A 26682-nucleotide genomic window follows, 5' to 3' on the forward strand; every position below is an offset into this window, starting at 1 on the left:
AGGGTTCCATGCTCGATCTGATCAGGCAGTCTCTCTCGCAGTTCACCCCCGCCGAGCGCAGGATCGCCGAGGCGATCCTCGACACTCCGAGCACGGCGATCACCTGGTCGATCACCGACGCGGCGCGCATCGCCAATGTCAGCGAGCCCTCCATCATCCGATTCTGCCGGCGACTCGATTGCGACGGCTTTCCGGATTTCCGCCTGAAGCTCGCCCAACAGCTCGCCGTGCGCCAGGCGCCGCCAAGCCTGGTGGAGGGCGGCGGCGACCCGTTTACGAGCCTCGTCGATGACGTTTTCAACCGCGCCGCAGAATCCTTGCGCGAGGCCCGTCATGATCTCGACCTCGAGACACTTCGTCGTGCCGTCGAACTGCTCGCCAGGGCCCGCCGCATCGACGTCTACGGTTATGGCGGCTCCGGCTTCCTCGCTGGCGAAACGCAACACCGCCTTGCCTCGCTGGGTGTCGCAAGCGTTGCCTATTCCGATCCGACCTTGCAGATGGTTTCGGCACCCCGCTTGACGGGAGAAGATGTGCTCTTCGTCCTCTCCTTCTCCGGCCGCACGAGCTACCTTATTTCGAACATGGAGATTGCGAAGAAGGCTGGCGCACGTATAGTCTCCATCTCTCCCGGCGGCTCCGTCGTCGCCTCCCTTGCCGATGAAAACATCAATCTTAACGCCTACCGCGCCTCAACCCATCCCCTCATCGTGCCGACCGGCCGAGCTCCGATGTATGTGATGCTGGACGTGCTCTTTGCCCTGCTTGCGCGTAGATGCGAGGAAGGCGCTTGATAAACCGGACCGAGGAAAATTGACATGGAAGCGACTTTTTCTCCAGTGCTGACCGTTTGTGGGATCGACGAATTGCCGGGCCAAAGCAGTCGGAACGTGACCCACGTCCTGTCGATTGTCGATCCTGAACTCCCGGAACTGGAGGCCTTCGGCGCTTATGGCGAGCATCATCGCACGACCTTGCGCTTCCACGACATCATTGCTGCAGCACCGGACCGGGTGATGCCTCACCCGGACCATGTCGAGGCGATCCTGCGCTTTGGTGCCGACTTCCTCGCACGCGAGAACAAGCAGGCGTCGAGCCATGTTCTGGTGCATTGCCATATGGGCGTGTCGCGCTCGACCGCCGCGATGCTGACTTTGATGGCGCAGGCAAACCCGGATGCGTCATGCGAGAGCCTCTTTGCCCGTCTTGCGGCCATCCGTCCGCAGGCCTGGCCGAACTCTCAGATGATCGGCTTTGCCGATGAACAACTCGGCCGCGGCAGCGAACTCACCACCGCGCTTCGCCGCCACTACGGTCGCCAGATCAAGAGCCGACCGGAGTTTGCCGAATGGATGACGTCGCTCGGCCGCGAGGCAGAGTTGAAGATGGCCATGCTTGGTTGACGTCGACGGCGGCCTAGTGGGCCTTTTGTAGGACCTTGCGTGCCCGTTCGATGATCGGAGCGTCCACCATGCGATCGTCATGTTTGAAGGCGGGCCGGCGCTACGCGGCCGCGGCCTCAGATGCATCGAGCACCGATGGGGTCCAGGGGCTGAGGCGATCGAATGTGGAACGCAACGGACGGGGGCAGTCGGTCCCGCTTCTCCTTCGGACCACTATGTTGAAGCTCCTGCGGCGGCCCTTTTCCCGCCCTTTGCGGGACGCGAATTCCCGCTTTCCCGCTGACGCGGCGCTATACTGAAAGCTCCGATGCGCTTCGTTTTGGGTGACCGATCGAGCCATCGGTCGAGGGGGCCGAGGGTCTTTGCCCCTTCTCTCCCCCAAACAGTCTTTCGCCCACCTTCCTTCGCTTGCGCTTTCGTGCAGGCGGTTCCCCGCAAAGACTGTTTTCCCCCTCCGTCCCCACCGCTCGCGCGGCCCCGGGAAGCAGGACGCGGCCTGCTTCGCGGTCCGACGGAAAAGGAGAAATGACAATGAGCATCTACGCCAAAACTGCCCGCTTCGACATAGGTCGTGCCCTCACCGAGGACGAGATGCGTGCCATCGCACCCTCGATATTCGCAACCTCGGCGCATGAGAGCCGCTCCGAGCGCTTCAAACCGATCCCAACGATTGAGATCCTGCGCGGTCTCATGAAGGAGGGCTTCATGCCGGTCGGAGCGCGCCAGTCTGTTAGCCGCACGGAAGGAAAGGCGAACTTTACAAAGCACCTCATCCGGCTTCGCCGTCTCGATGATGGCAACGTCTATCACGTAGGAGATACCGTTTGCGAAATCCTCCTGAAGAACGCCAATGATGGAACAAGTGCATACGAGTTGCTCGCAGGCCTTTTCCGCGTGTGCTGCCTCAACTCGCTCGTTGCGCAAACGGGAACAATCGACGCGATCAAGGTCCGACATTCCGGTGATGTCCAAGGCAAGGTGATCGAGGGTACCTATCGCGTACTGGGGGAGGCCGAACGCACTCTCGCGGCGCCGCAGGACTGGTCAGGCTTGAAAATGGGGCGTGAGGAAAGGGAGGTCTTGGCCGAAGCTGCACATCTCGTCCGATTTGGCGACGCCGCAGGCGTGGCGGCGAACCCGATCAAATCAGAGCAATTGCTGGTGCCTCGCCGTATCGAGGACCGGGCCGAGGATCTGTGGACCGTGTGGAATGTCGTGCAGGAGAACAGCATCAAAGGCGGTTTGCGCGGTGTAAGGCGTGACGAATTCGGCAGAGCGCGCCGATCGACATCTCGCCCGATCAACGGCATCGATCAGGACATCAAACTCAACAAGGCTCTTTGGCTCATTGGGGAGCGGATGGCCGCGTTGTTGCACCGCTGAGTTTCGATCCGCCGACAATCCTCGCGTTCGGTAACCCAACTGGACGCGAGGCCATCCCGTGTCTTGAGGGGCGCCCCAAAGCCCCGCCCCTCAAACTCCCCTGCCCACCCGGAAACCTATCAGCAGTGAGGCCGCCCGTATTGAACTGGAGAGTTTTGCTGGTCGGTCGAACGCGGTCGGCGCAGGAGCTTCGGATTGGTGCCGCGCTTTGGCATGCGTCAGGCAACTGAAGGGCGCTTGCTGTAGAGTTGATCGCCGGCATCGAGGCCTCCGATAGACCCTGTTCTGCCGGAGATGACTGCAGGCGGCTCGTCGGTCACGCGCAGGTCCAGTTTTCCCCAGATCGATGCCTTCTGCGTCTTGTCCCGCGGTTTTCTGGACTGCTTGATTTCGACGATGAACGGTCTTGTCTGCTGACGCATATCTCCTCCGGGCCACGAATCCCTGTCGAACGATTTCGTGTGAAGGCATTCGCAGCTCTGCCTTGATCGAGGATGGAGATAGCAATGGCGAACGTCGGTTCCGACGGCATTCGCCGGAAGCGGAGAGCCGCTGAACGTTCTGGACTTCGGTTGGGCCTGCTTCGTCACTATTGCCGCGTTTCTTTCCTATTCACGGTCCTCCCTCCGCGGCCCCGATGAGGCGTGTCTGACCGGAAAACGGCTGCGCCTCGATCGTTCTTCCGCAACGGCAAGCGCACTTTTGTTGCCCCTGGCGGCTCAGGCCGCCATTCCGTGCCAGCCAACAAAAGTGTGCCTTGCCGTCCTCCATTTCATTGCGGCCCAATGGGTGCGGTCCGATCGTCCCCGGTCCTTTCGACAGCCATCGAGGCCGCGATGGGCGCGGCCCGAAACAACAGAACGGAAATTCGACATGGCAACCATTGGCTCTTTCTCCTCCACCGAAAACGGCTTTACCGGCTCGATCCGCACGCTGGCGCTCAACGTCAAGGCCCGCATCGCCCGGATTGAATCTCCCTCCGACAAAGGCCCGCACTTCCGCATCTACGCGGGTAACGTCGAGTTCGGAGCGGCTTGGCAGAAGACCTCCGAGCAGACCGGTCGCGACTACCTCTCGGTCAAGCTCGACGATCCAAGCTTCCCCGCTCCAATCTACGCGACGCTTGCGGAAGTCGAAGGTGAAGATGGCTACCAGCTGATCTGGTCGCGCTCCATCCGGGACTAAACGCAACTGGCCCCGTCTCCGGACGGGGCCTTATTCTCTCCAGCAAATACGGCATTGCTGTAATTGATGGATTTGTTGCGGCTGGCTCACGGGCTACCGGTCGAGAGCCACGTGCTCGCTTGTGCCGATGTAGAGAAAAAGGGTCACCGTATCGCCTCTTGGGCGCGAAGTGGTGAAATGTGCGATGTCCCGACGAGCTGATACGATCTCAACGTCTCGTGACGCACGCTTGGCCGTACAGATCCAGTGAAATGTCCATGGCGTTGTATCGGGCCATGTTCTTCGCAGGATCCTTCCGTTCCGAGTAAAGGTGGTACCGCTGAGTGAGCATAACTCGAGAATCGCCGATACTCAGAATCTCGTCCAACGAGAGTCCGAATCGATGCGACCTGATCGATTGGTGTTTGTGATGGGTCGCTGGATAAGTTCAGTTGGGCTCCGACGGAGCATGAAACCTGTTCTCTTCGACGCAGCTTCGCATGTCCTTTCGCCTGAACCATATGGCGCGACCGCATCTGAGAGGCGCGTTTCCCGCCGTAAACACGATCTGCTCGTCAGCGCGCATGCGCAGCACCTCGTCCGGTTGAATGAGCGGCCGCGCCGCGAGCTGCTTTGAGAGCGTTCGTGACGATCCCCGCGATTGGAAACTACGGCTGACCTGATCGACTTCGACGGTTGTCGCGCCGCAGCGTCTTGAAACGTACTCGGCCGTTTCCGGATCATTGATGGCGGCAAACGAGATCCAGCTCGCACTTTCGAACCATTTGCTCGTCGCGTCGCGGCCGCCGAATGTCTCGCGCATCTGGCCGATCGACTGAAAGATCAGCGTGAGCGATATCCCATATTTGCGGCCGGTGTCGCGTGCCGTCTCAAGAATGCGGAGGTAGCCAAGGCGGGCAACCTCGTCGAGGAGAAAAAGAGCCAGGTCGTTGCCTGAGCGATTGCGATTGTAGATCGCGTTCAAGAAGGACCCGATGACGACGCGCGCAAGGCCGGAATGCGTCTCCAACGTCTTGAGATCGATATTGATGAAAATATCCAGGGATCCGCTCAACAACTGCTCGGTCGAAAAACTCGAGCCGCAGACCAGCCCGGCATAGTTTTCATAGGAGAGCCAGTGCGTTTAAGGCGGTCGTTTGGGGCGACGGTTGCGACTTCAGCGATGAGGGCGTTTGCAAGCGTCGTTTTGCCGGAGCCCGTTCCTCCCGAGACGAGGATGTTGAACCGGTTAGCGACCGCGTACCGCAGCAGCCGCGCCTGCTCCGCCGCCATTGCGCCAGCCGAGACATAATCGTCGAGCGGGATTAGTCGCGACGCGCGTTTGCGAATGCAAAAAACAGGGGCTTGCACGATCGGAGGCAGCAGGCCCTCGAAACGATGCCCACCGATCGGCAATTCGGCGGAGATGATGGGGCGCTGATCGTCAACGGTTGTGCCAGTCGAATGAGCGACGCTGCCGATTGCGATCTCGGCCGCTGTCGTTTCCATCTGACCGATCCGCGAGATTGCTTGGCCAAGCCGTTCGACGAAAAGGCTGCCGTCTGCGTTGAGCATGATCTCAATGATGGACGGATCCGCGAGTGCCGAGCGGATATCCGGTCCGAGTGCCTCCTCGAGCTTGCGGACCAGGCGGGGGAGCGAGCGCGGGGCGGTCATAAGGGAGCCGCGGGCGTGCAGCCGGAATACGTCCGGAAGTCCGATGAATATTCAGGTGGTTTGACGCGGGCGAACGCCTCGAAATTCACGGCGAGTTGACCCGCAAGCGCAGCGGTTTGGCCGATGGTCTGTGGCAGACCAAGGCGGCGCAGCGGCCAGCCCGCTCGCGCCAGAATGCGTTCGACAGCGACGTCTGTGACCGTCACCAACTCGGTGTGCCCGGTTGAAAGGCACCACTCGAGAATGCCGGCGAACATCAGCCGGGTGACCTGATGAAGGCCCCTGTCTTTGTTGCCTTCGACGGTCGTGTCGACGCAGAAACGTGAGCTCTCGACCATGCGCGCATGCGGCGCGTATTGCGCATCGAACAGGAGCTCAGGAAAGATCGAGGACAACATTGTCGGCCCTGTCGCCGGCAGCAGTCGAACTGATCCAACCACCTCACTATGCCTGGTCACCGCAAGCACATAGGTAGGGTTCAGATCATCGAACCTGTCGCGCTCGCGATCGTCGTGGGTGTTGACGTCCCAGCCGAGGCGCTCAGCGAAGATCTTGGCGCGCAAGGTGAACATTTGATCGAGGAGACGCCGAGTATCCGGCAGGCCTTCGGTCCGCAGAGCAATGATTTTCATCGACTATCCTTCCCGCGTTTCGGGATGGATGAGTGCGATGATGGGGGCAATGTTTCTAGACGCAAAACTGCTGGTGAAAATTCGCCACAGCGATTTTAGGGATGCACGCCTGGCGCGATTCGGGTCGTCCGCAGTGAGTTGCCGGCTGAAACACGGCCGAAACCCGGCTTGGGGTCGTTCAGCGTGCCTGAAGGTCGATGTCCTCCAGTGCAAAAGTGCGAGTGTTTTGGATGCAAACAGATCGCAGTCAAGGCATTGAAAGATAATGATAAAATGTGCCTTTGGCACTGCCATTCAAGGCCGTGCGTTAACCTTTTGTTAACTCTATATTCCTTGTCAGCGGCCGTGAATGGCACCTAATATCGGTTTGATCGGGTTTCTGATTGAAAAACCGTTATTTGAAAGCTGCACTGCAATGAACGCTAATTCGCCATCTTTGGGACCCGCGCGACCCATGCACTTCGAGGACATGATCCTCGAACAGGGGGATTTGATTTCGAAGAAGCTGCACCTTCTGAGCATGCAGCAGTTCCCTCCGAATGCAAAGAAACTGCTGCGCCAGTTTTCCCTGTCTGAGGTTGCTGATTTCCTTGGCGTCTCGCAGAGCACATTGAAGAAGCTGCATCTCGACGGCAAAGGCCCCGTCCCGCAGACGTCAGCTTCAGGCAGGCGCTCCTACAGTGGCGAACAGATGCAGGAACTGCGGCAGTACCTTGATCAGCACGGTCGTTCGGAGGCACGCAACTACGTGCCTCATCGACGCACTGGTGAGAAGCTCCAAGTCATTGCGGTCGTCAATTTCAAGGGCGGCTCCGGCAAGACCACGACGGCGGCACACCTGGCCCAATACATGGCGCTGACGGGGCATCGGGTTCTAGCCATCGACCTCGATCCGCAGGCTTCGCTGTCCTCGCTTCATGGCTTCCAGCCCGAACTCGACCTGACGCCCTCGCTTTACGATGCGATCCGCTATGATGATGAGCGTCGTCCGATCTCGGACATTATCCTGCCGACCAACTTTCCGGGCCTCGATATCGTGCCGGCAAACCTCGAACTGCAGGAGTTTGAGTACGACACGCCGCTTGCCATGACGAACAAGAGTTCGAACGACGGCAAGACCTTTTTCACGCGCATCTCGCGCGCGCTTGTAGAGGTCGAAGGTCGCTATGACGTGGTTATCATCGATTGCCCGCCGCAACTCGGCTATCTAACGATCACGGCACTTACTGCTGCAACCAGCGTACTCGTCACGATCCACCCGCAGATGCTCGATGTCATGTCGATGGGCCAGTTCCTGCTGATGCTCGGCGGCATTCTGAGGCCGATTAGGGAGGCCGGCGCCGCAGTCAATCTCGAGTGGTATCGCTACGTTGTCACGCGCTATGAGCCGACTGACGGCCCACAGGCTCAGATGGTCGGCTTCATGCAGACGCTGTTTCACCAGTTCGTCTTGAAGAACCAGATGCTGAAATCGACAGCGATCTCGGATGCAGGGATCACCAAGCAGACACTTTATGAGGTCGACAAGAGCCAGATGACGCGTTCGACCTACGAACGCGCGATCGATTCCTTGAATGCGGTCAATGCCGAAATCGCTGAACTCGTGCATGCGTCCTGGGGACGGAAAGTCGCCGGCTGACAAAAAAGTCGTGGCGCGCAGTCGATTTAGGGGAAATGGAGCAGGCAGATGGCGAGAAAAAACCTACTGGCGGGACTGGTGGACGAAGCGGAGACCCCGCAGGCGGATGTCGCTCCGGCCTATCCGATGCGCGGCGCGTCGAAGAGCATGGTGCGTTCCCTTGACGAACTCTCCAAGCAGGCCGACAAGTTTCTCGAGGGCGAAGCGGTCGTCGACCTCGATCCCTCGACGATCGACGGTTCCTTCGTCGCCGATCGCCTGACGGATGATCGGGAGCAGTTCGAAGAATTGAAAGCGGCAATCGCCGAACGCGGCCAGGACACACCGATCCTCGTGCGCCCTCACCCGTCCGTATCCGGCCGCTATCAGATCGTCTTTGGCCATCGTCGTGCGCGCGTTGCACGTGAACTTGGCCGCAAGGTTCGGGCAGTCGTCAAAGCGATTGATGACCGGGCGCACGTCATCGCCCAGGGGCAAGAGAACTCGGCCCGAGCAAACCTTTCCTTCATCGAACGGGCGAGCTTTGCCTCACGGCTGGAAACTTTGGGATACGACCGCGGTGTGATCGCGTCGGCCCTTGCTGCCGACAAGACCGCGATCTCCAAGATGATGAACGTTACTGAGCGCGTGCCACTTTCCGTCATCGAGCAAATCGGTACGGCACCCGCGACGGGGAGAGATCGCTGGCTCGAACTGTCCTTGCTGGTCGGCAAGGCATCGAATGCGGACAAGGTGAACGAAATCGTCGCCGACCCTAGTTTCGCATCGCTTGAAAGCGACGATCGGTTCAATGCCCTCTTCAAGGCTCTGAATACGACGGGTCAACCGGTTCGCAAGGGGCTGCCGAAATCCAAGGAAAGCTGGCAGACGAGCGACAAGGCGGTCTCTGCTCAATATTCGAACTCCGGCAAGGCATTCGATCTATCGATGAAGTCGAAGAATGCCGGCCGGTTCGGGCAATATCTCGCTGCAAACCTGGATCGGCTCTATGCCGAATTCCTAGCAGTGAATGATGGGAAGCAAGACTAAACGCGCAAAAGAAAAAGGCCCCCAGACGGTAACCATCGTGGAAGCCTCTCTCATCGTTTAGCAGCCTGAGAATCGCATTTCCACGAATCGCAGTCAAGAGTCTTTGGCACCGGAACGGGTGAGCGGACGTCTTTTGCCTGAATATAGGTGAAAGAAGATGCAAGGTGGAAATGTAACGACGCCCTTCGGGCGGCGGTCGGTGACGCTCGGCATGTTGGCAAGCCAATATATGTCGCGTGAAATCGCGCCCGAGACATCGGCTGACAAGTGGAAACTGTTTCGTGCGCTTTGCGGGGCCAAACCAAGGCTCGGCATCAGCGAGCGTGCGCTTTCGGTCATGAATGCGCTTTTGAGCTTCTACCCGGAAACGACCCTCTCTGAGGAAAACGGCCTCATCGTGTTTCCGTCGAACATGCAGCTTTCGTTGCGTGCGCACGGCATGGCGGAGGCAACGTTGCGGCGCCATATCGCAGCCCTTGTCGACGCCGGGTTGCTCTCGCGGCGCGATAGCCCGAACGGCAAGCGCTACGCCCGAAGGAACGGGTCTGGCGCGGTCGATGAAGCCTACGGGTTCTCTCTTGCTCCGTTGTTGTCGCGGGCGCGTGAGATCGAGCGCATGGCCGCAGAGATCGAGATGGAAAGGTCGCAATTGCGCCGTTTTCGCGAACGCCTGACGATATGCCGGCGTGATATCGGCAAGTTGATCGAGGTAGCGCTAGACCAGAGCGTTCGCGGCGATTGGGAGGCAATCCACGAGCAGTATCGCAGCCTGGTGGTCTCTATTCCGCGCGTTGCGACGGTGACTTCGATAGCACCTATCCTTGAAGGGTTGGAGATGCTGAGGGAAGAGGTCTCCAACCTGCTGGAAATGCGTATGAAACCTCAAAATCTGAGCGCCAATCCTGATCAAACTGAGCGGCACAAACAGAATTCGAATCCCGAATCCATTTTTGAACCTGAACCTAGCTCGGGAAAGGCGCTGGGAGCGGGATCGAGCAAGAGGGCCGGACCGCGGGCTGAGCCGATGAGAATGTTCCCTTTGGGAATGGTACTCCAGGCGTGCCCGGCGATCGCCGACTACGGGCCGGGCGGCGCGATAGGGAGCTGGCGTGACCTGATGCAGGCGGCCGTGGCGGTCAGAATGACGCTGGCCGTCAGTTCGTCCGCCTACGAGGACGCCTGCGAGACGATGGGCCCGGAAAATGCCGGCGTCGTCATGGCCTGCATTCTTGAGCGAGCCGGACATATCAACTCGGCCGGCGGATATCTGCGCGATTTGACGGCGAGAGCGGGCCGCGGCGAGTTTTCGCTGGGACCGGTGCTGATGGCGCTTTTGCGATCGAATACAGGTGGGAGCTGGAGGGATCGTGACGTTGGTACCGCCCCGACGCATGCTGGCCGGTGCGGCGCAGAGTGAGTTGTTGCTACAGCGGGAAGGCTGCGCGATCGGGGAAATCGGCCAACGAGAAAGACGATGTAATGCAGCCCAGCATCACCAACATTCAGCGGCTATGGGTCTGGGACAGAGACACGTTTAGGTACCAAACCGTAAAGCTGTCTATCGTCGGGCTTGGCTCGTAACCGAAGTTCAACGCCCCAGTACTGGGTGTTTCAAGGTATCGTTCGCTCTGTAGCGCAAGCAAAGCATTGAAAGGACTGGGATTTCTGCCGATCTTGCCGGCCGGCAACTCCTTCCGGCTGGAGGCCAACGGGCGGCTGAGCGCGCTCCGCTTAACCCCTCGCACCACCCTGCAAAGCGCTTTCGCACCGAACGCGTAAGAACGTTGTTGTCGCCGCGCTGACATTTTAAGTGTTTGAAAATACGATAAAAAATACAAATATTGCCGGCCGGCAACATTACGACACGCCGTTGATGCTGACCTTAGTGGTTTGATCAGCAGTCTAGATCCATCGCCCTGTGGATCGATTGCATAGGTACCACTCTCCGCCGCAGAGCCGCGCCCTTGAGCGCATGCTCCATAGTTCCGCCGAAGCGTGACGTTGGCGCCCAGACGATTCCGCAGTGCTAACTGGCAACTTACCTTCAAATGCCCCGTTCAACGTCACCACCGTTCGATTGACTTTGAGCGGGGCCATCGGAGACCGTCCACGATTGGGCGCGGCGAGCCTGTGCAGCACAGGTGTAATGTCCGGGCTTGGTAATGGTCCAGTCGGCGCCAAGGACCCAACGTGATACTCCCCTACCCGCTCAACTAATCATGTTGGCGCTTTGGGCCATTGGAATGCTCGATCTTGCCGGCCGTCATCGGAGAAGACACCAAGTGAGCGTTTCGGCTTGCACATCCAATCGACCAGCGGTGAACATGGTCGCCTCACACGGGCGTATTGGAGCGGGAATGCTCACCGAAGATGAGCGGGTCTTAGGGACTGTCTCAGAGCAGGAGCAATGGAGATCGGCGAAGACCTGACAATGCCGTTCTAGGACGGCAGAAAGAGGGGACCGCATGATAAGCAGTACGGCCCACGCAGCGGAGGAGAGCCGTTATCCGCCGGATCAACCATTCGTCGGTCGGGTTTTCCGGTCGGTTGGGAGGGCCGGAAAGCCTAGGCCATCCTTTCTCGCCAACCTTTGGCTTAAAAGCATGGAAAACGCGGTATCTTGAGATTTGTTCGCGCTATCAGTGTGTTGATATTAGCCTGCCCGGCCGCTTAAATCTTCATGGCCACCCAAGCCACATCGATCTTCCGGAAATCGGAGCAACATTTATGAGCCGCCAACTTTCTCTCCCACGCGACCGAATTTCCGTGCTTCTACTGGAAGGTATCAGCCAGACCGCCGTGGACTACTTTTCGTCGTCGGGCTACACCAATCTCATTCATTTGCCGAAGGCGCTCGACGACAAGGATCTTAAGCGCCACATCGCCGACGCGCATATCATTGGCATTCGTTCCCGCACGCAGCTGACAGACGAGATTTTCGAATCCGCCAGAAAATTGATCGCCGTTGGCTGTTTTTCCGTCGGTACGAACCAAGTTGATCTGGATGCAGCTCGTCGGCGCGGCATTCCGGTGTTCAACGCACCCTATTCAAATACGCGATCGGTGGCCGAACTTGTGATCGGCGAGATTATCATGCTGACACGGCAGATTTTTCCGCGCTCGGCTTCCGCGCATCAAGGTGGGTGGGAGAAAACCGCAGTCGGCAGCCGCGAGGTCCGCGGCAAAACGCTGGGCATTGTCGGCTACGGAAATATCGGATCGCAGCTCAGCGCGCTTGCCGAAAGCATGGGCATGGTGGTGCGCTACTTCGATCTTTCCGATCGGCTGCGCCGGGGCAATTCGGAGTCTATGGCTTCCCTCGGCGAACTTCTTGAGATCTCTGATTATGTGACAATGCATGTTCCCGAGACATCGTCGACGCATAATATGATCACGGAAACCGAATTGCGCCGCATGAAGAAAGGCGCCATCTTCATCAACAATTCCCGTGGCACCGTTGTCGATCTCGACGCGCTTGCCAAAGTCCTGAAGGACGGGCATCTGGCGGGTGCCGCGGTCGACGTGTTCCCCAAGGAGCCGGCATCGAACAACGAGCGTTTTGAGACGCCGTTGCAAGGCTTGAGCAATGTCATCCTGACGCCGCATATCGGCGGCTCAACTGAGGAGGCCCAAGAGCGCATCGGCGGGGAGGTTTCAAGGAAGCTGGTCGAGTATTCCGACATCGGCTCAACGATGGGCGCGGTTAACTTTCCGCAGGTACAGCTGCCCGAGCGCCCGAACGGCACGCGTTTCATTCACGTGCATGAAAACCGCCCTGGAATGCTTATTCAGCTCAACGAGATCTTCTCGTCGCGCGGGCTGAACATCGTCGCTGAGTTCCTTCAGACGCTTGGCGACACGGGCTATGTCGTGGTCGAGGCCGATGGAATTTCCACAAATGCCGACGAGATTCTTCAGGCTCTGCGCGGAATTCCCGGAACGATACGAACGCGATTGGTCTACTGAGCGCCGTTAGGGCCGTCAGACCCAAAATTCCTCCTAGACGATCAGTCGCGCCGCTCGTCCGTTCTTGCGTTCGGCGTTGTTGTAGTAGCTCGCCGCCTGGGTGCCGGACTTGTGCAGCGACTGCTGCATCGCTTCAGGCAGCGGTATGCCGCGATTGGCCGCTTCGGTCAGGTAGCCTGATCGCAGTCCATGCGCTGAAAACGCCGTCGGATCGAGCCCGGCCTGTCTGCAGCGGCTCTTCAGGATTAGATTGACCGATTGCGGCGTCAAAGTCCGCCGATCGACATTTCCCCACTGGTCTATACGCCGGAACACCGGCCCTTCCTTGATCTGAGCCTCGGCGAGCCAGCGCTTCAGCGCCGATACCGGCCGTCCGATCAGGATCACACGTTCGTCGTCATCGCTTGTCGTTGTTTTCGTGCGGCCGAGGCGGATCGAAAGGCAGGGAAGGGAAGGGGAGGCGGCGTCGGCCGGATCGGCCTGGACGGGGTCCTCGTCCGTCAGGTCCTCGACATGGAGCGCGGCCACTTCGGAGCGTCGACGGCCGCCGGATGCAAAAGCCATAAGAAGCAACGCCCGATCGCGCAGGTCCGCTGGGCGCTCGCCGGCGCAAACCGTAAGCAGCTTTGCCAGCACATCCACGGTGATAGCCTTCTTGCTCTTGCGTTGCCGCGGCCGGGCACTAGCGCGAACGGCAAGACGCAGCGCTGACTTGATGGAGGGTCCGTCGAAGCAGCCTTTTTCGCCGCGCCAACGGGTGAGGATCGACCAGCTCGTCAGGCGGCGTCGCACGGTCTCGGGAGCATGCGGCCCGTCGGCGCGCAGCAGCCGCTGCGAGCGCAAGCCAGTTTCCACCTCAGGCGGCATGCCGTGGGATGGATCCTCTGCTCGCTTGGCCGGATCCCACAGATGGTGAGCGACAAACTTCAACAGCAGGCTCTCCGGCGCCGGCCAGGGAAGGGGAGTGCCAACGGCGAGCTGGCACCAGGTCTCGAGATAGCCGAGGTCGGAGGCAAGTGCGCGAAGCGTGTTGTCGCCCATGCCTTCGCTGGCAAGATGTTTGAGTGTGGCGACGTCGTCGTCGGTGAGAAGGGCTGCAAGCTGATCGCGACGATCGAAGGGCAGGATGGCGTCCAGGGCATCCAACTCTTCGGCGCGACGCAGCACCGAGCCAGCAGTAACGTCGATCAATTTGCGGCGTCCGGCCACGCTATCTGTTCTGCCAAGGATTTATGATGATCAAACCGACATCCTCGAAATCCGGAACATTCCGCGTTGCCAGTGCAGCGCCACGGGAAAGGGCAATGGAAGCGATCTGGGCGTCGAACTGACTGATCGGCCTGCCTGCCTTGCGCCGCTCAGTTGCAATCATCCCATAAATGTCTGCGGCCTCCCGATCGAATGGCAACACGCGACCGGCGAGGTCTTGCGCAAAGATCGGCAAGATCGCCGCTTCAAGGTCGCGCCGGCGGCGACCATCGGGAAGCAGGCGTAGACCGTACAAAATTTCGGCTTCTGTGATAGTGGTTGTGAAGACGGCGGCGGGAGGCTGTTCCGCAAGCCAATCGACAACCGCGGGCTCGGGGACCGGCAGTAGCAGCTCAGATATGATGTTCGTATCGAGAACGATCATAACGCTGAGAAATCCGGAGCGTCGCGGATCGGTTCGCGCGCAGGAATTTCCAGTTCAACGCCGCCAAGCGGCTGAATGCGCGCCCGGATAGCGCCAGCGAGGCTTCCCGCCGATGTCTCCTGTTGCGATAACACCATTTTCAGAATGTCACGCGCCTCGTCCTCCATGGACCGGCCGTGCGTTGCTGCGCGGACCCGCAGCCTCTGTTTCAGTCGATCGTCGATATTGCGAATGGTCATACTGGCCACGGAAATCACCTCCAGTCATCATTGATTGCATATAGTGCAATGATGACAAGTTTTCAATTGGCCCGCGGCTGGCCTCAAGCCGCGTCAAGAGCGTTAAACGCTCTGCGTCGCCCGGCCCTGAGAACAGGAATGCAATGCAGAAATACGCGATTTCCGACTCCAGATGTATCACTATCGATACTTGATCCCTATCGATAGTGAAAGCGCCACGGAAACGAGGGTCCGGATGACGGAAGTATGGTTCTATTTCATTTCCGTATATGGATTTTGAGGCGTTAATTCATATGGTTAATAACATCTGAAGCATCAAAGATTCAACATTGAGTGAGTAATCGGGGCAGACTTGGTGGCGGCGCTAATTTGATGAGCACGAACTGGTTAGACAGCACGCTACCACAAGCGATTTGAGTCGCCCGGCGGCGTATGTTCTTCGGGCGACGAGACGAAGGCCCGCGATTGGTGCCCATAAGTCCGCAATAATAGGTAGAAGAGGCCGCCAATGGCCGCTTCCGACGCTCTCTAAATGGGTTGATTAATAACGATGTCCACTGTCGCCCAGAGCCCCAACATCGCCAGCAGGTTGGTGAATAGAAGCACGAAGTAATAATAGATAAACCGTTTCGGTTGTTGCTTCATCGAGTAATCGATGTTCGAACGCAGAGGCCGAAGTGACAGGTGACCCGTGATCGTCGCAACGGTCAGGCGATATGTTGTCACCGGTATCCATACCGGCAAAACGACAAGAGTTAATGCGAGTTTGGGTCGGCTTACTATGTATAGGAGCGTGTCCGAAATTTGTTCGAGAAACAAAGTGGCGATCCTCAGCAAGACTTCGCGTCGCACCCTATCATTCGAGGTTAAATCATCAGTGAATCACCAGACCTGAAATGGCATCCCGACTACTTGGTTCCGGTGAAAACGGAGCCGGGCCGGGAGGCCCTTGGAGGCACTCTGGTCTTCGCTACTTAACGCCGCAAGTCTGTGGCGCCCGTTCAAGATCGAGCGTAATGCAGTCCAGTTAGCTGTGTTTGGGTCGGCGGGTCTGTCGGTGGAAGGGGCGTTTAAGCCTTTGCTGCGACCAGGACCGCTAGTGGCGGGATAGGTGGTCCGTCGAGTTGCAGGCGGTCGCCGAGATAGTGCCAGAACGACAGACCGAGCTTGCGGCAGGTTTTCATCAGGCCCAGCATGGTGTCGCGCGCCATGCGGCCCTCCCGGCTCATCGTGCCACCGGAGATCTTGCGCTTGGTGACGAAGCTTCGCAGGTCGTTCTCCGACGCGTTCGTATGGAGCGGCGTTCCCGGTCGTTCCAGCACCTTGAGCAATTCGTCCTTGCGGCGAAACAGGCGCGCCAAAAGCTTGTCGAGCTCTTCATAGCCAGTGTTGCGCGAGAAGATGCGGGCGAAGCGATTGTGGAATGCGGCAACGAGCCCAGGCGCTGGCTTCCGTTTGACGCTCTTTAGCGCCCGGTAGAATTGCCAGATGAGATTGCGCACCGTCTCGACTACACGCACCTGCCGCGGTGTGGCCGGCATCAGTTTTTGCAGCAGCCGCTCCGCATGCACCCAACAGAGTGCATGGTTGCCGACCCGAAACTGGCCGGCGTCGTCGGAAACGATGACCGTATCGCCGATCAGACCATGATGGCGGATCGATCCCCAGATGCCGGCTTCCGCCAGCACACGGACGGTCTGCCGGTCGAAGATGTCGACGCCTTTGCTCGCCAGATGTTCGAGAAATGGCACCTGGTTGCAAAAGCGTTTGGGTTCGTAACTGCGGATCTTGGCGACCAGCACCGGATCGACGCGACGGCGATCGAGATAGTCGAATGCCGCGTCGTTGAGCGCGTAGTCCTGATAGTTGCCTCTCAGCAGCGACAGGAAGTTCAGCCGAGACTTGGAGGGCGTGGTGCGGAAATTGGTGAACTGCGCCCCGCCGATCTGGGTCGTGTGGAAATTGGCGCGCGCATGCCGGGCGCCGGTATCGTCGACGGTGATATAGGGGGTCGAAAGCAACCCGGCATGCAGCACCGCCGCATCCTCGGCGACGAAGCTGTCTAGGCCTTGGGTCACCAGCCGCACGACCTGGCGCTTGGAGACGTCGACGCCGACATCGTTGAGCAGCGTCGTCAGCCGCTCCATCGTCTGTCGCATTGCCTCAGGAAGATTGTTACTGAGCGAGTTCGTTGCCTCACCTAGAATGTTACCGTGACGGCACATGGCGCCGTGATGCCCTCATCGCTAGGGAGGTAACATGACGACGAAGATGACGCGCGCGATGCGTATGGAACTCGCCAATGCGATCCGGGGTCGCTATTCCACTGCCGCGCATAAGGACAAGCGCAGGATCCTGGACGAGTTTATCGCTGCGACGGGGTATCACGAGAAATCCGCAATCCGTGTCTTGAATAGCCAACCGGCGCCACAGAGCCGACAGACGCGGCAACGCACTGCGCTCTACGACGAGGCGGTGCGCAGTGCGTTGATTATCCTGTGGGAGGCTTCCGATCGAGTTTGCGGCAAGCGCCTCAAGGCATTGCTGCCCATTCTATTGCCGGCGTTGGAACGCAATGGCCATTTGCTGCTTGAGGAAGAGATCCGCCACAAGATCCTGTCGATGAGCGCCGCTACGATCGATCGCCTGCTGCGCATGCCGAGGCGCACCACCAAAACGAAAAAGCCAAGGATTGTGCCAGAGCCACGGCGGCGTATCAAAATGCGCACGTTTGCTGATTGGAACGAACCGCATCCCGGAAGCATGGAAATGGATCTGGTCGCTCATTGCGGGGGCGTTAATCGCGGGAGCTACGTTCATAGTCTCGTTCTGACTGATATCGCGAGCGGCTGGACGGAGGCGGCGCCCATCGTGGTCCGAGAAGGCAGCCTCGTGGTCGAGACACTCGAGCGTATTCGCGTAGGGTTGCCCTTTGCACTGAGAGCTCTGGACGTCGATAACGGCAGTGAATTTGTCAACAACAGGCTGATCGAATATTGTCTTGCTCACGGCATCGAACTCACTCGAGCACGGCCTTACCGCAAGAACGACCAAGCCTGGATAGAGCAGAAAAATGGCGCCGTTGTGCGGAAGCTCTTGGGCTATCGGCGCTTCGAAGGATTGGCGGCCGCCAGAGCGATCACGCGCCTTTACGGGGCGTCCAGACTTTTTGTGAACTTCTTCCAGCCTTCGTTTAAGCTGGCCGCAAAGCACCGCGATGGTGCAAAGGTGGCCAAACGCTATCATCCGCCACAGACTCCCTGCGAGCGTCTGCTGCAAGCCGAAAGCACGCCGGTGGCCGTCAGGACCAAACTGAGCGAAATCGCCGCCGAGCTCGATCCGCTGAAGCTTCTGGAGGAAATGCGTGCCGTGCAGGCTTACCTGGCAGCGTTGGCCGACGGCGAAATACCGCCACCGGCCACATCCGAGCCGCCGAACCTGGCCGCGTTCGTGGCAAGCCTATCGAGCGCCTGGCACGCGGGCGAGATTCGTCCAACCTTTTCCGTTGAAGCCAAACCGCGCTACTTGCGAAGTCTACAAAAGGTCTCAACACAAGCCCCTGTTGCGAGCCCGACCGTCTCGCTCGAACTGGTGAAGCCGTCCGCGACCGCTCCAATGGAGTTGAAAAGACCGGAGACGCCGAATTTGATCTACGCTGAACCTGGCCAAGCTCGCATCCAGGCGCTCCGCGTGGCCTGGCCGATCGCGTGTCGCCGATTGGAAGAACTCCCCAACATCAACGCCATGCAGCTCTTCGAAGAGTTATGCACCCAGTTTCCGGGTCGGTTTACTCGCAAGCAATACAAAACGTTAGCCCGCAAGGTCAGTCTCTGGCGCCAGGCGGCTCGCGCGCGCGGCGTTGTCATCGGCTCGAAGACGTATCGTCGGTTCAGTGAAAACCCCAGAGGTCGCCGCCCCGATACCTTCAAAGACCATTGGGAGGAAATGGCAGGGTGGCTTGAAGATCACCCGGACCAGACCGCACTTGAACTTCTTGTCGAGTTCCAAGCCCGTTACCCTGGACAATACAGCTTCCGACAGCTTCGTACGCTGCAGAAGCGAGTAAGAGTATGGCGAATGCAGGCCGTGCAGCGGCTCATCGACGACGCCGGCACTTTGGCTCACATGTCGCTCCAGATCCCTCATGCTGCGCTACGCAGTAACATTCTAGATGAGGCAAACGGTAACAAAATTACGTGAGGCAACACGATGGGGAGTATTGCTCCGGTACTGACAATCGTCACTTGTCCTTGCGCGTGCAACATCAGGCAAAACCGTCGCAGGTTGGCGCCGTAGCTGCCGACGATTCTTGCAGGCAACGGCGCCAGCAGCATCTTGCCCTCCGGCGTCAGCCAGCACTCGCGCCGGTAATGAACGATTTCAGCCGAGATGACCAGGTCACGCACATGGCAGCTCTTGTAGCCCTTGAAACGGGAGCCTGCTGGTGGAACACAAAGCCGTAGGACTTCTTCGCGGCTCACCCGTTTGGTGTCGAGCTTCGGGCCGCGCGGTTTCTTCTTGGCTGCCGGCGCATCATCCTGTTTGAACTCCGTCGCTTTCTCCATGCCCGATGGGCGAAAGGGCGGCCGCGGCGACAGGTTCTTCAGTCTGGCGATCTCGTCTCGCAAGAGCTGGTTCTCCACCTTGAGGCGGGTGTCTTCCTGGTGCAGCGCTGCATTCTCTTCGCGAAGCTCCGCGTTCTCGGCGCGAAGTTTCGTGACCTCACTGACCAAGCCGGTCACAAGCGAGCGCAACGCGTTCAGCGACAGCGTGTCGGCGTGCTCGGGGGAGGGGAGGCGCTTCTTCGGCATGACCGAAGCGAATCTGATTTGCGCCCAAGGCGGAATCCTTGACCCATCGCCGACGGCTCATATCGCCCGCTTATGCACAGGTGTTACAGAGCGTCCGCGAAAGGGACGCCACCAAATGTGCCCCGGTTACATTGAGTGAGTACGTGGGGCAAATTGGGCTGTGGCTTTTACTTAGCGACTTCACTTGAAGCTCTAAGCTGAAATTTCGGCCACTCGATTTTTACCTTGCAGTTTCAGCTCGGGCGGGGGAGGGGCCCTTCAAAGCCTGGGTGCACAGGGGAGATTTCGCCGGAAGCGGCGGCCGACGCAATGGTATGGGCCGCGCTGGCACGGAGAGTTCTGGAACGAAAGGATTGTCGACTATCGATGGCGGCAAACTGCATTTCGGTTTGAAACTGTAAAGTAAAACCCACACTCGTGCCCGACTGTGAGCTCAGGTATTCGCGTGCGCAGAGGGGAGGAGCGCATCCTGAATACTTCTAGGAGCTCGCCTCATACGCCATACGCCATACAGCCGTGGATGCTGGATCAAGGCCAAGTCCCGATCGAAAACTGTCGTCCACCGCGGGCTTCGGATGGCTGGAGTGCCTCGGAATTCGCGTGCAGCGCCGACGAAACGAGAAGCGGGCTGTTGACTAGAAGTCCACCAATTCAACCGTCATGCCTGCGCGTGCAACTCACAGAGCCATATTGAGCTCGGCGAGCTTTGGATCCACAAGTGCGCGCAGCATTCCGGTGTAGCGATCTTCGCCGCAGGTCAATCCGTCGAGATAATCTAGTTCTTGATCGATCATCTCGGCGATCTCTTCGCGGTCGCCGTCGGCGTCTGCGGGTAGCACGTCCAGCCGGCGCGCGAGCCTCTCTAGCCGCGCGAGTGAAATCTTGGCCCAGCGCATGTAGCGCGACCGATCTCGCACCAGACCTGCACGGTTCAACCCGAAAACGTCGATCGACGTGCGCGCCCTACGGCCGCTCCCCGACAGGGGATCTGGGTCAACGGGGACGGCGACGCAGTGGCCCTTGTCGTCCACGAAACGCAAATGGACAGCCGGGTCCTCTCGACAGGGGTCAATTAACAGCGGATCCTCGTGCGCCTCCTGTCCAACCGCGGCGGCTCGCCGAGTTTCGTCGGCCAGCGGGAAGCTGTTGGCCTTGCCACACGACAACTCGGTCCCGTCGAACAGAAGCTGCTTTTCCTTCCGATTGCACCGGATGCAGGACGGCAGTAGGTTCTCCCAAGTCGCGGCGAGCCACCAATATCCGGGCTTGATTCTTCCAACATCGGTGTCGATTGCTCCCTTGGGTCGGAAGTGCTCGACATCGCTCGGCTGCGTCGCGTCGTAGTCGGCCTCGCAATAGGCACACTTGCCATTAGACATCGCCGTCAAGGCGGACTTCACATCGGCCTCACCGTAGGCCTTGTAGACGAAACCGCTTCGTCGCCCGGTCCCGTCGAAATGAAGCCGGGCGGCTTCAAATTCCGCGATACCTGCCGCCAGCAGCGAAGCCGGGTGATGCCCTCGGTAAAGCATTCTCACGGCTGACGCCTTCGCCGACGCGAGGCGCCACGATCGGCGATCTCGCGCAGTTGCCGCAATGTGCTGACGCGTAGCGCTGGTGCAGCTGCGATCTCCTCCTCGGTTGCGCGCAGGAACTCGCTCGTCACTTCGATCATTAACCGTTCGCTCTCGCTGCGACCGAGCGCTTCGCGATCAGAGACCCGACCGCGGATCTCGTCGATGCGGGCGAGGCGAGTTGGCTCGGGCGGAAGAGATCGGAGATGATAGTATTCGTTGAGAAGTGCTTCGGTCTCCGGGTCAATGGTACTCTCTAGTCCGAACACCCGCGATGTCAGGAGTTGATCCACCTGCATGCCCTCGAGCGGCGGAAGCTTCTGATCCGCGACGACCGCACCGGTCCCGTCGCGGCGCAACAGCGCGACCTCGCCGTTGCGAAGGCCACGTAGTGCGAGCGGATCATGAGTACTGGCGACGAACTGGACCTGCGGGAATGCCTCGCGCAGCGCACCGACAATCCGCATCGCCCAGCGGGGGTGCAAATGCGCATCGATCTCGTCGATCAAGACGATACCCGAAGCGCTCGATAGCGTGTCCCACCGCTCGAATAAATGTCGCATGATGTCGGCACACATACCGACAACCGTCTGATAGCCGGCAGAAAGCTCGCCCAATGATGCGCGGTGCCCTCCAATATCGAAGAAAATGCGATTGCCCGACCGGAACATGATCGATTCTGTGTCGATCGGTAGAATAGACTGCATCGCGCGGGCGGCCGTGTCGAACCGCGCGTCATCAAGGTCGAGCAACCACCGCCCGGGATAGGCAACACGGGCGATAGGCTGAAGGATCGGGCCGATGCGCGAAAAGCGCAGACCGAGATCGGGGCCGCGTGGCCGACGCTCGGCATAGCGGAGCGCCCCATATGCCAGCACAATCGCCGAAGGGCCTCGCGTGCCGTCGAATGTGCCGTCCGACCGCCGGAAACGGAACTCAACCGGTGCGTCCTGATCCCAGAACCAGATAATCACCGAGCCTTCGAATGCGCCGACCGACAAAAGCTTCGAAGGTCGGGTAAAACGGCGCGCTTCGTCTGCGCCAGCAAGAGCTAAAGCAATCGCTTGGAGTACCGTGCTCTTTCCCGTCGCGTTCTCGCCGAGCAACATCAACCAAGGCGCCCGTTCGGAACCCGGCTCGCCGAACTCTAGTTTGAGGTCCCGCAGTGCACGGAAGTTGGTGATCTCGACCCGGCGCAATGGGCGGGCGGTGAGGCGGAAGGCCTCGGCGTCGTCAGATAGGATCCGTTCCGCACTCCGTATCTCGCGTGGAACCGCTCGCGATATCGATTGACGTATCGGCTGCGGGCCTGCAGCACGCTTTGCTGATGCGGCCGCCGCCCGCGCGACGGCAGCATGTGGTTGGCCGTCGGCGACGATTTTGGCAATTTCGAACGGGTCGTCAGTTACTTCGGCAGTTACGCGGGCGAGCCTCCAGACATCGTGACGAGCACGCACCAGTCCTTGCCGGTTGAGGTTGAGGACCTTGATCGTAGTCTCGCCACGAATTGTGAGCGCCTCTACATATCCGGTCTCGACGAATGAGAGATGGATAGCGGGGTCATCGAAACAGGGATCGATCAACAGCGGCCGTTCGATCTCACGTACAACGTCAAGCGGCGTTAGCACATCAGCGCGCTTGCCCTCGACGGGGAAGAGACTGCGTTTAGCTCGCGCGCAAGCTGGGCACGCAATGTAGAGATTGTCCCACTCCACTGACAGCCAGGCGTAGTGATCGGGGCTGCCTTTGCCAGACAGGTCCGAGGCATCAGTGTACGGCCGAAATCGGTCGATCTCGCCTGAGAACACGGCTTGAAGATCACTTTCGCAATAGGCGCATTTGTTTCGGAAGACCTTCATCAGGCCATCCCGCGCCTGACGGCCGATCGTAATTCGGTCGTCCGTATTGAGCTTCTGCTTGTGGCGTATCTCCGGGGGTTGGCTGTAGAATTGGTGAATGCTTTCCTTCATACGCGCCACCAGACTGGGGTTTAGTGGCGAGGGCACGCTACTGCGTTCAATCCGAATCATGCGTCGCGGTTCCAAGTCGAAACAAAAGAGGGCCGAATGTCGCTCGTCCTGTACTGTGTGGCGGACCTTTGATCATGGCGCAGCGTAGGGAACGTTACTTAGCATTGTGGGCACGCTAGCTGCGAAGGGCAGCGATGTGGGGGCGCGCAACGCCCAACGCAAGCTCTGCTGTGAGTCGTTCCTCCTGAACGACAACGACTCAGATTTGGTGAACGTTCCTGTAGCGATCGGCTCTTCTCATGGTTGCGTTCTAGCGCGTAAGAATGATCAAAGGAAGAAGAGATTGAGGTTCGAAGGTATCTAGCGCATTACTCTGTTAGGAGGATCGATGCGGTCCCGGTTAGGCAATCGCTACCTGGCCAATCCGTAATGCGTCTGTCCAATCCAGCAAGGTCTTGATGTCGTCGAAAACCTCTGTGGGAGCCGGAGGTTAAAAAATGCAGCGACATAATTGAGGCCCACGATCCTTCAGGCATAAGAAATGAAGATGAGGCGTAAAGGCGTAAAGGAGGCGCCGGCCAGTTAAGGACCGCCGTCGTAGCTAGAGAGATGGGAGGGGAGGTTGCTATGTACTAACCTGACATTCTGAGCGCGGTCACAGGAGCTTTTGTTAACCCAACACATGCTCGATGACATCTAGCCGATGTGCATTCGGGCTCGATCGATCATTCTTAAGATAGCGCCGCACAGCTTTGAGAAAGCTTCTTCCACCTGATCTGTTCGATACTTCTTCCGCCAACAGCGAGAAGAGCCAATCGTCACTTACTATTGTTGCGAATTCGCTGATATCCAACTTGCCATCTAGAAACAGGTCAGCTGCACCAGCACGTAGCCGCTTACAGCGATCCCAGCCATACCAGAAGAAGGACGTTGGCAATCGCTGGTCCAGGTGTTTCCACGCGCTGTGTGGGACGCGGTCTTTAGCGGCCGCCGCGTAAACAATTTCGAAGCTCATGCGGAAGAGATCGGCGGGAGAGCGTGTCCTATACCCAAACGTGCGGCTGAGCAGGTAGCTTGCCATCTGGACGGTCTGCTCGTCTGAGACACTTCCGATTGAATGTTGTCCTGCAACAACCCACGGGTCCACTCCTAAGTCGTTCGGGACATCATCGGGTCTCAAGACTGACATAAGTTCTAAGAGGAGACGTCGTGTCTTATCTGACCGGCTGGAAAGAAACTCCGCAACTGCGGCAGGATCTCTGGCAGCGGCGAAAACCCACACGTGCGAAACAATAAGGCCCTCAATGTCTTTCTTTCGCACCTCATTCAGAATCACATTCGCACCAAATTTCGCGACTGCGTGTTCGGCCAGATCGTCCCGACTCGCCGCGATCATGGCGCTGACGGCGTTCGCTTGAAGATTGCGCGTCGTGGCGGTGATCAAAGCCTCTTCGGTTGCAAGCTTCGACCAGAACGCCGAGCTGCAAACCAGATCGGGCCGAAGATTAAGAGCTTTGGGGGTTAGTTCGCTATAGAGATGGAGACCCTCGATAAGCTCGTCCTGGCCCAGCGTCATGACAGTACCGTCGATTATCCGGGCATCCGACCGATCATCTGCATTCAACTCAGCCAACATGCGTGGATCTCGCTGCCATGCTGAGACACCGAGCTCGATGCCCGCGACGTCCAGTTTCTCAGAGCTAATGAGCGACCTGTTATCCCAAACGTACCTAAACGAAAAGTCGTCAAGCAGTCGGGAGCCGTGGATGGACTTGTTGACGACCATCGTGCGAGCAGTTTTAGCCTCAGAGTGGGCGAATTCGCTTTGAACGATTTCGATCGCTTCCGCGATGGCCGATGGTTCAGGTTCAGAGCGAACCAGAGCCCGATGGAGCTGGCAGAGGGCACGAAAACCTTCGCGTCCGGCGGCTATATCCGATCCGATCCGACGCAGAAAATCTCTTAGACCATCGTCATTTGGCGTCCTGAGATCCCAGACAGCGTCATCTAGCCAGGATGTGTTAATGGTGGGAAAGGCCTCAGCATCGACAGCCCCAGCGAACCGAGTACGCACGCTTCGATCGCCCGCAGGCAGGAGCTGAAGGTCGAAGGAATTGGTGTCCGATGATCGATCGCTTGCAGACAGGGTGCAAAAGCGAAAATTGCGCTTCAGGCGGGGCCATTGTTGTCCCCAGATGGCCAAGACCATTCCATCCGCGTCAGAAATAGGGCGCCCGGCTATGATTGGATCACGGGGTTTACCGTACAGCGCAGATACAACAGAACGCGCCCACTGGTATTCCAATTCGGTCGGTACGATGGGCGCCGCTTGACTCAAAGCGAGGGGCTTCGAGTACTCTGGAGCAGAGTGCGTTCCCGAGGGTCGCCGAAAGAGCTCTAACAACGCTTTCGGTTCCTCTATTGAAGGCAAATCCGCATAGTCGATAAGCAACGTATGGGTCCAGACGCAACCGGGCCTTGGCATTTCAGGCGCTGGCCAAGTCCTGGCGAGCGCATATTGCCCAGATTCGGGTAGCGGGTAGCCGGTGATGTAGCCTGCGCCGTCGATCTTTGCTCCTGGGCCAGATATATCGCTCAGCGAGAGCAATGTTTTCTGGTCTCTTGGTTTCAGTGACGTAGACAGCGCCAGCTGGCGATGGCCGTCTGCGTATCCATGAAGGGCTTGGTGGACTCGGCTCTTTACTACTGCATGAGCCATGTCAGCGGCTCTGTGAGGTCATGCGTTTGCGGAATTGGTCCAACCAATTTAATACGTGTGGAGGGTTGGTCCAGGTTTCTCAAATCTTCTGCGGCTCGCACCTTAACGGCGTTCGCATCGAAAGAGTCATATTCCCCACCTTGGGCGCTCACGCCATATATCCGTGGCGACCATTGAGTGCTGTGCCGAAGATACTGGGCAAGCATCGGCAGTCTCTGGGAAAAAAACGCCGAAGGATCCAACCCTTCCTCCTCCGCTTTGTCCCAAGCAGAAAGAAGGATAGCAAGTCGGCGGGGGCCAACGGAAAGTGGAGGCCTGTGCAGTAACTGTAAGAGATCAATAAGCTGTATTTGCGTCGGCGCCAACCTTGGATGCCATGAAACTGGTTCGCCGTCCGGTACGTCAATTCCCAGCTTTTTTGCTAGAGCTATTTCGTCGACGATCCAGCTAGGTGCACGAATAGTGTCGGAGTGAACGAAGAGAAGAACCCCACTCGATTGGAGAACCTCGGCCGTCTCGGGATCGCATTCCCTTTCCTCCCACATCCGGCGGTATGCCTCTCCTGGAACGTCCGGAAAAGTGATCATGACTTCGCTGGAATCCGCGGCTTTCAAATTCATACTGACCAAGCGGGTGCCTGTTAATCCCGTGCGATCTTGCACAACGGCGTCGCGCCAGCGAGCGGCAATCGCGTTGAGATGTGCGAGATTCCCTGTTTTCAGGTTCGCAAATCGTAAACTCGTGTCCATATCGCGTGCAGTCACAAGATGCCAAAGAGCTGCGAGAAACGTTGTTTTGCCAGACTCCGGTAGTCCGATGATCACTATCGATTTCTCCGACATC

At 58.6% G+C, this 26682-nt stretch carries 20 protein-coding genes and 2 pseudogenes; 9 read left to right on the forward strand and 13 right to left on the reverse strand.

Annotated elements, in window-relative coordinates; genetic code table 11:
• Window positions 1-8 precede the first annotated feature (8 nt).
• From ACIQUG_RS32100 to ACIQUG_RS32110, 3 genes are all read left to right on the forward strand, one after another.
• Complete coding sequence (locus tag ACIQUG_RS32100; protein WP_402326326.1) at window positions 9-794, forward strand: MurR/RpiR family transcriptional regulator; 786 nt, start codon at window positions 9-11, stop codon at window positions 792-794.
• 24 nt (window positions 795-818) lie between these two features.
• Window positions 819-1403 (forward strand): tyrosine phosphatase family protein, encoded by a 585-nt coding sequence (locus tag ACIQUG_RS32105; RefSeq protein WP_402326327.1) that lies wholly within the window; start codon window positions 819-821, stop codon window positions 1401-1403.
• A gap of 531 nt (window positions 1404-1934) precedes the next feature.
• A complete protein-coding gene (locus tag ACIQUG_RS32110; RefSeq protein ID WP_402326328.1) occupies window positions 1935-2786 on the forward strand; it encodes a DUF932 domain-containing protein in 852 nt (283 codons plus the stop codon).
• A 218-nt stretch (window positions 2787-3004) separates the two neighbouring features.
• On the opposite strand, the gene ACIQUG_RS32115 is transcribed toward ACIQUG_RS32110, so the two are convergent.
• The gene (locus ACIQUG_RS32115; protein WP_402326329.1) at window positions 3005-3208 is read right to left on the reverse strand and encodes a hypothetical protein; all 204 of its coding nucleotides are present in this window, start codon (window positions 3206-3208) and stop codon (window positions 3005-3007) included.
• Window positions 3209-3659: 451 nt separating this feature from the next.
• Between ACIQUG_RS32115 and ACIQUG_RS32120 the strand changes: the two genes are divergently transcribed.
• Window positions 3660-3971 carry a DUF736 domain-containing protein gene (locus ACIQUG_RS32120; RefSeq protein WP_402326330.1) on the forward strand — a complete coding sequence of 104 codons (312 nt, stop codon included), beginning with the start codon at window positions 3660-3662 and terminating at the stop codon, window positions 3969-3971.
• Between the two features lie 427 nt (window positions 3972-4398).
• Here the strand turns inward: ACIQUG_RS32120 and ACIQUG_RS32125 are convergent.
• The 3 genes and pseudogenes from ACIQUG_RS32125 to ACIQUG_RS32135 form a co-directional block, all read right to left on the reverse strand.
• Window positions 4399-5094, reverse strand: a pseudogene (locus ACIQUG_RS32125) (type IV secretory system conjugative DNA transfer family protein); the annotation flags it as partial.
• Between the two features lie 2 nt (window positions 5095-5096).
• Window positions 5097-5627 (reverse strand): annotated as a pseudogene (locus tag ACIQUG_RS32130) (ATPase, T2SS/T4P/T4SS family); the annotation flags it as partial.
• The gene (locus ACIQUG_RS32135; RefSeq protein ID WP_402326331.1) at window positions 5624-6259 is read right to left on the reverse strand and encodes an acyl-homoserine-lactone synthase; all 636 of its coding nucleotides are present in this window, start codon (window positions 6257-6259) and stop codon (window positions 5624-5626) included. The gene ACIQUG_RS32135 and the pseudogene ACIQUG_RS32130, both read right to left, overlap by 4 nt.
• Window positions 6260-6674: 415 nt before the next feature.
• Between ACIQUG_RS32135 and repA the strand changes: the two genes are divergently transcribed.
• The 4 genes from repA to serA all read left to right on the forward strand — a co-directional run bounded on the left by repA (window position 6675) and on the right by serA (window position 12893).
• The gene (gene repA, locus ACIQUG_RS32140; protein WP_402326441.1) at window positions 6675-7898 is read left to right on the forward strand and encodes a plasmid partitioning protein RepA; all 1224 of its coding nucleotides are present in this window, start codon (window positions 6675-6677) and stop codon (window positions 7896-7898) included.
• A 48-nt stretch (window positions 7899-7946) separates the two neighbouring features.
• A complete protein-coding gene (gene repB / locus ACIQUG_RS32145; protein WP_192448636.1) occupies window positions 7947-8927 on the forward strand; it encodes a plasmid partitioning protein RepB in 981 nt (326 codons plus the stop codon).
• A gap of 157 nt (window positions 8928-9084) precedes the next feature.
• Entirely contained in the window at window positions 9085-10344 is a 1260-nt protein-coding gene (gene repC, locus ACIQUG_RS32150; RefSeq protein ID WP_402326333.1) for a plasmid replication protein RepC, read from the forward strand.
• Between the two features lie 1310 nt (window positions 10345-11654).
• Window positions 11655-12893 (forward strand): phosphoglycerate dehydrogenase, encoded by a 1239-nt coding sequence (gene serA, locus ACIQUG_RS32155; protein ID WP_043619446.1) that lies wholly within the window; start codon window positions 11655-11657, stop codon window positions 12891-12893.
• A gap of 33 nt (window positions 12894-12926) precedes the next feature.
• Here the strand turns inward: serA and ACIQUG_RS32160 are convergent, their stop codons facing one another.
• The 4 genes from ACIQUG_RS32160 to ACIQUG_RS32175 form a co-directional block, all read right to left on the reverse strand.
• Window positions 12927-14084: a site-specific integrase gene (locus ACIQUG_RS32160; RefSeq protein WP_402326335.1), complete on the reverse strand. Its 1158-nt coding sequence runs from the start codon at window positions 14082-14084 to the stop codon at window positions 12927-12929.
• A gap of 19 nt (window positions 14085-14103) precedes the next feature.
• A complete protein-coding gene (locus ACIQUG_RS32165; RefSeq protein ID WP_402326337.1) occupies window positions 14104-14526 on the reverse strand; it encodes a type II toxin-antitoxin system VapC family toxin in 423 nt (140 codons plus the stop codon).
• On the reverse strand, window positions 14523-14774 hold the full coding sequence (locus ACIQUG_RS32170) for a FitA-like ribbon-helix-helix domain-containing protein (protein ID WP_402326338.1): 252 nt from the start codon (window positions 14772-14774) through the stop codon (window positions 14523-14525). The genes ACIQUG_RS32165 and ACIQUG_RS32170 overlap by 4 nt, the downstream gene beginning before the upstream one ends.
• A gap of 1061 nt (window positions 14775-15835) precedes the next feature.
• Window positions 15836-16924 carry a transposase gene (locus tag ACIQUG_RS32175; RefSeq protein WP_402326340.1) on the reverse strand — a complete coding sequence of 363 codons (1089 nt, stop codon included), beginning with the start codon at window positions 16922-16924 and terminating at the stop codon, window positions 15836-15838.
• A gap of 100 nt (window positions 16925-17024) precedes the next feature.
• Here ACIQUG_RS32175 and ACIQUG_RS32180 point away from each other — a divergent pair, with 100 nt between their 5' ends.
• Window positions 17025-18965 (forward strand): transposase family protein, encoded by a 1941-nt coding sequence (locus ACIQUG_RS32180; protein ID WP_402326342.1) that lies wholly within the window; start codon window positions 17025-17027, stop codon window positions 18963-18965.
• Here the strand turns inward: ACIQUG_RS32180 and ACIQUG_RS32185 are convergent.
• The 5 genes from ACIQUG_RS32185 to ACIQUG_RS32205 all read right to left on the reverse strand — a co-directional run bounded on the left by ACIQUG_RS32185 (window position 18908) and on the right by ACIQUG_RS32205 (window position 26681).
• Entirely contained in the window at window positions 18908-19576 is a 669-nt protein-coding gene (locus tag ACIQUG_RS32185) for a cell division protein ZapB (protein WP_402326344.1), read from the reverse strand. The two genes, ACIQUG_RS32180 and ACIQUG_RS32185, sit on opposite strands and share 58 nt — an antisense overlap.
• Window positions 19577-20253: 677 nt before the next feature.
• Window positions 20254-21114, reverse strand: coding sequence for a hypothetical protein (locus tag ACIQUG_RS32190; RefSeq protein ID WP_402326346.1), 861 nt, complete (start codon window positions 21112-21114; stop codon window positions 20254-20256).
• On the reverse strand, window positions 21111-23120 hold the full coding sequence (locus tag ACIQUG_RS32195; RefSeq protein ID WP_402326347.1) for an AAA family ATPase: 2010 nt from the start codon (window positions 23118-23120) through the stop codon (window positions 21111-21113). The genes ACIQUG_RS32190 and ACIQUG_RS32195 overlap by 4 nt, the downstream gene beginning before the upstream one ends.
• 670 nt (window positions 23121-23790) lie before the next feature.
• Window positions 23791-25839, reverse strand: coding sequence for a hypothetical protein (locus ACIQUG_RS32200; RefSeq protein WP_402326349.1), 2049 nt, complete (start codon window positions 25837-25839; stop codon window positions 23791-23793).
• The gene (locus ACIQUG_RS32205; protein ID WP_402326351.1) at window positions 25824-26681 is read right to left on the reverse strand and encodes a hypothetical protein; all 858 of its coding nucleotides are present in this window, start codon (window positions 26679-26681) and stop codon (window positions 25824-25826) included. Before ACIQUG_RS32205 ends, ACIQUG_RS32200 begins: the two co-directional genes overlap by 16 nt.
• Window position 26682 lies beyond the last annotated feature (1 nt).

Source organism: Ensifer sp. NPDC090286, from assembly GCF_044769565.1.
Classification (GTDB): domain Bacteria; phylum Pseudomonadota; class Alphaproteobacteria; order Rhizobiales; family Rhizobiaceae; genus Ensifer.